Origin of the sequence: Zymomonas sp., assembly GCF_020216885.1 — a bacterium.
Taxonomy (GTDB): domain Bacteria; phylum Pseudomonadota; class Alphaproteobacteria; order Sphingomonadales; family Sphingomonadaceae; genus Zymomonas.
In genome coordinates, this window is record NZ_JAIWON010000177.1 from 1 (window position 1) to 3632 (window position 3632).

The 3632-nt window shown below is 46.3% G+C and carries 5 protein-coding genes and 1 pseudogene; all 6 read left to right on the top strand.

Going from position 1 to position 3632, the window contains the following annotated elements; all coding sequences use genetic code 11:
* Nucleotides 1–147: pseudogene (locus LDL18_RS08960) on the top strand (DsbE family thiol:disulfide interchange protein); the annotation flags it as partial.
* On the top strand, nt 144–572 hold the full coding sequence (locus LDL18_RS08825) for a cytochrome c-type biogenesis protein (protein ID WP_296508829.1): 429 nt from the start codon (nt 144–146) through the stop codon (nt 570–572). The pseudogene LDL18_RS08960 and the gene LDL18_RS08825, both read left to right, overlap by 4 nt.
* Entirely contained in the window at nt 569–1210 is a 642-nt protein-coding gene (locus LDL18_RS08830; protein WP_296508831.1) for a cytochrome C biosynthesis protein, read from the top strand. The genes LDL18_RS08825 and LDL18_RS08830 overlap by 4 nt, the downstream gene beginning before the upstream one ends.
* 31 nt (nt 1211–1241) lie before the next feature.
* Nucleotides 1242–1730: a DUF3617 family protein gene (locus tag LDL18_RS08835; protein WP_296508833.1), complete on the top strand. Its 489-nt coding sequence runs from the start codon at nt 1242–1244 to the stop codon at nt 1728–1730.
* Nucleotides 1731–1966: 236 nt separating this feature from the next.
* Nucleotides 1967–2440: a DUF3617 family protein gene (locus tag LDL18_RS08840; protein WP_296508834.1), complete on the top strand. Its 474-nt coding sequence runs from the start codon at nt 1967–1969 to the stop codon at nt 2438–2440.
* A gap of 233 nt (nt 2441–2673) precedes the next feature.
* The gene (locus tag LDL18_RS08845) at nt 2674–3162 is read left to right on the top strand and encodes a DUF3617 domain-containing protein (RefSeq protein ID WP_296508836.1); all 489 of its coding nucleotides are present in this window, start codon (nt 2674–2676) and stop codon (nt 3160–3162) included.
* Nucleotides 3163–3632: the final 470 nt, after the last annotated feature.

Genomic DNA, 3632 nt, shown 5'->3' on the forward strand with positions numbered 1-3632 from the left:
CAGATACAATTAGCCATCGGCTCTTCTGGTGTTCCTGAAAGTTTTCTGATCGATGGGCAAGGGGTTATCCGTTACCAGCATATTGGTGCCGTTACTGAAAAGGATTTGCCACAGCTTATGAACATCTGGAGGCAGATAACGACATGACATGGCTTAGACCCTTTTTAGGCTTTCTGGCTTTTCTGTTTCTCGCGGTGCCGTTCTCCGCTTTCGTCACGGCGGAACAGCCAGCCGATCCTTACGCCGAACAGCCACTTCAAAATCAGACACAAGAAAATCAGGCACAGGATTTGATGCACAGCCTTCGTTGTCTTGTTTGCCAAGGCCAATCTATCGCTGATTCCAATGCCGCAATGGCTGCTGATATGCGGGCAATCGTCCGTCATGACATTGAAAAAGGCTGGTCACCGGAAGAAATCCGTCGTTGGTTTATTGACCGCTATGGCGATTGGGTCAGCTATAAACCGACATGGTCAAAAAGAAGCTGGCCATTATGGATTTTACCGCTTTTCGTTTTGTTGGCTGGTCTCTTTTTCATCATCCGCTTGTTCAGAAAAGAAGATAAAGAATGAATGGCTGGATTATCGCTTTTTCGCTGGCCGTCTTGCTTTTCCTCTTTTGTTGGAAAATAGGCCGCTTTTCATCAATGGCCTTACAGGCACTAGCCGCGATGCTCTGTTTTGGCCTTGCAGGTTATGCGTGGCAGGGCAGCCCTTTTCTTAAAGGCCACGCCGCAGAGGCACCGGAAGAAAGCGGCCAAAAAGACGACCCGTTCATTACAGACCGTGGAATGTTCTTTTCCCGCTACGGCGAGGATGCCCGTGCCTTGATTACTTCTGATGCCTTCATTAAACAGGGGCAATATGCCTATGCGGTTGGCTGGCTGAAAAGCGAAATCAACCAACGACCGAATAGCGCTATGCTCTGGACTGCTCTCGGGGATGCCCTTGTTCAGGCTTCTGGTGGACATCTTGTTCCAGCGGCCAAATTATCCTTTGAGCAGGCCGAAAGACTGGAACCCCAAGCGGCCGGTGCGGCTTATTTTCATGCTGTTGCATTACTGGGCGAAGGTCATCTGGATGAAACGCTCTCCATCTGGCACCGTCTCTTAAAAGACGCGCCGGAAAAGGCCGTTTGGCGCCATAATATCGAAGAAAGAATGGCTATTCTTGAAAGGCTGAAAGGCAGCCTGTCCGATGAAAGTCATTAAATATTCATGTTGTTTTTTTGAGGGGGATTAAATGAAAAAATATCTTATCTGCTGCCTGCCGCTTTTAATTGCCGCAGCACCCGCACCATCATCGGACAAGCTCAAAACTGGCCAGTGGGAAGAATCCGTCCAAAATATGACGATGCAGATGGACGGAAAAACGCTTCCCAAAAATAAAACCGATACCGCTTTACATTGCGTTACGGATGAAGACAGCGATCCACGGGTCGTCTTTGCAAAAACGCCCCCTCATTGTAAAAATTCCCAGCTTGATATCAAAAACGGTAATTTTATCGTCAAGCAGGAATGTACGCCTGAATCTCACGTGCCTTTCCGTGAAATGACCGTCAAAGGAAACTATACCCCGACCAGCTATCAAATGTCTTATAACATTATTAGTGGAACGGCTGAACATCCGATGACCATGTCGGCTGATGTCTCTGCTCATTATGTCGGTGCTTGCCCTGTCCCGACGGAGGCTCCTGCGGCGGCTTCTCCCTCGGCTTCCACGCCTAAATAAGCCTTTTGGCTGTATCTAGCCATTTTCCAAAATTTAAAAGCCGATCCTCTGATGACCTAATATCAAGGCATCTTCAGAAAGATCGGCTTTTTTCATGATTATCGCTTTTCCATAAAGCCTTATTACCACAATATTTCTGTTTATCGCCCTAATCAAAATCGTCTTGCTTCTAACCTAAGACGACGATGCTATGCTGAAAAAAAGGCTACAAAAAACTTCAATAAAGGATGTCCATCTTGAAAAGGCTTCTACTCTTCACGCCTTTTTTACTTGCTGCAAAATCCGCCCATAACGACTTTCTGGAAGAAGGCCGATGGGAATCTGTTTTTCAGGTAGAAACTGCCACTATAGACGGCAAAAAAAGTAACAAACCCGCAGCGCCCATTTACCAGCCTTCGCGCTGTATCCAACAGGCCGAGACGGCACCAATGACCTTTTTTACCTATTCGGATTCACAAGATTGTAAAACGACCGCAGTAAAGGCCGAAAAAGGGAAAGTAACGCTCTCTCGTATCTGCCATCCACCCGCCATGCCGACAGCCTATTTTACCGCTAAAGGGCATTATGATTCACATCACTATTGGCTCAATTTTGTCATGTGGAATAAATTTGACGGGGGCAAAATGGCGCTAAAAGGCCATATCAAGGGTTCTTATCAAGACCTTTGTTCTGCTCACGAAACGACTATCCCTCTGTCTGTCAATCCATGATGAAACAGCGATAATAATCCACCCGATTATCTATCAGTATCGTCACCCTGTTATTTTACAGAGTCACTCAATAGCCCCCGCTTTTTCAATCCTCCTATGGTGAAATCTTTCACCTATTCCAAAACAACACTGCGTTTAGGCAGATATCCTGATAAAGACTCTTTAAAATTTTATGTTTTGCCCGATCTTATTTTAACGACGGGCAATTCAAAGACACTAAAGGAAGTATCTCCGTGAAAAAATTCTGGCTGCTCTCTTGGCCATTACTGTTGGCCGCCGCACCCGCTGATAATGATTATCTCGCCGCCGGACAGTGGCAGTCCTCTATTCAGATAGAAGGTGCCAGCATGGATGGAAAAGAACTTCCGGTAAAAGAACGCCCGACATTACAGCCGCCACGCTGCGTCAAAAATACCGAAAACAAGCCGATGACCTTCTTCGCCTATTCAGAAGACCCCGAATGTCAGACTTTGTCGCTTAATGCCGGAAAAGGGCAGGTGACTATGTCCGGTATTTGCCAGAAAAATGGTAAAAATCTGACAACCATTGAAGCCAAAGGCGACTATCACCTCCGCGATTATTCCATGGCCTATATTATGCGAAGTGAAGAAAACGGCCATAAATTAGAAGTCCGTGGACATATGTCTGGGCATTCTATCGGCCTATGCCCTGCCAAAGATAGTAATGCCGATGACATCACCTTGGGGAATAAAAACCACTAATGCGGGTGTTCGTTGTGGTTATAAGACTATTTGGCCATCATGGGCTTCCATCATAACGGATAGAAGCATGATCTAGATCGGCGTCTTACGGACTTCATTCAATGCCTTTCTGTGATAGCAATGCATTGTCGGGGGTAAAACATATCCCGATCACAAGGGGCGATCCTTGTTGGACAAATATGCCCAAGAAAGGACAACAGGCATAAAATCCTAAAGACTTTCCGTTTCCGATATCTGATTTATTATTCTTTTCTGACGGGTAGTTGTTGCGCCCCATTCGCTGATTTCAGGATTGGAGTCAGGTCAGGGTATAACTCTATAACTATAGCTATGGGATAGAACGCTTATCGTCGGCTTTTATCTTGGTGGCAGACTCCTGTCACAGGGGAAGATAGTGCAGAAATTATCTTGACCATATCCCTGTCATGATAGCACCAGATGCCAGATGCCAGATGCCAGATGCCAGATGC

Excerpts from the sequence above, each read along its gene's own strand:
- LDL18_RS08830 (WP_296508831.1), top strand. The coding sequence starts at position 569 with ATGAATGGCTGGATTATCGCTTTTTCGCTGGCCGTCTTGCTTTTCCTC.
- LDL18_RS08825 (WP_296508829.1), top strand. The coding sequence starts at position 144 with ATGACATGGCTTAGACCCTTTTTAGGCTTTCTGGCTTTTCTGTTTCTC.
- LDL18_RS08835 (WP_296508833.1), top strand. The coding sequence starts at position 1,242 with ATGAAAAAATATCTTATCTGCTGCCTGCCGCTTTTAATTGCCGCAGCA.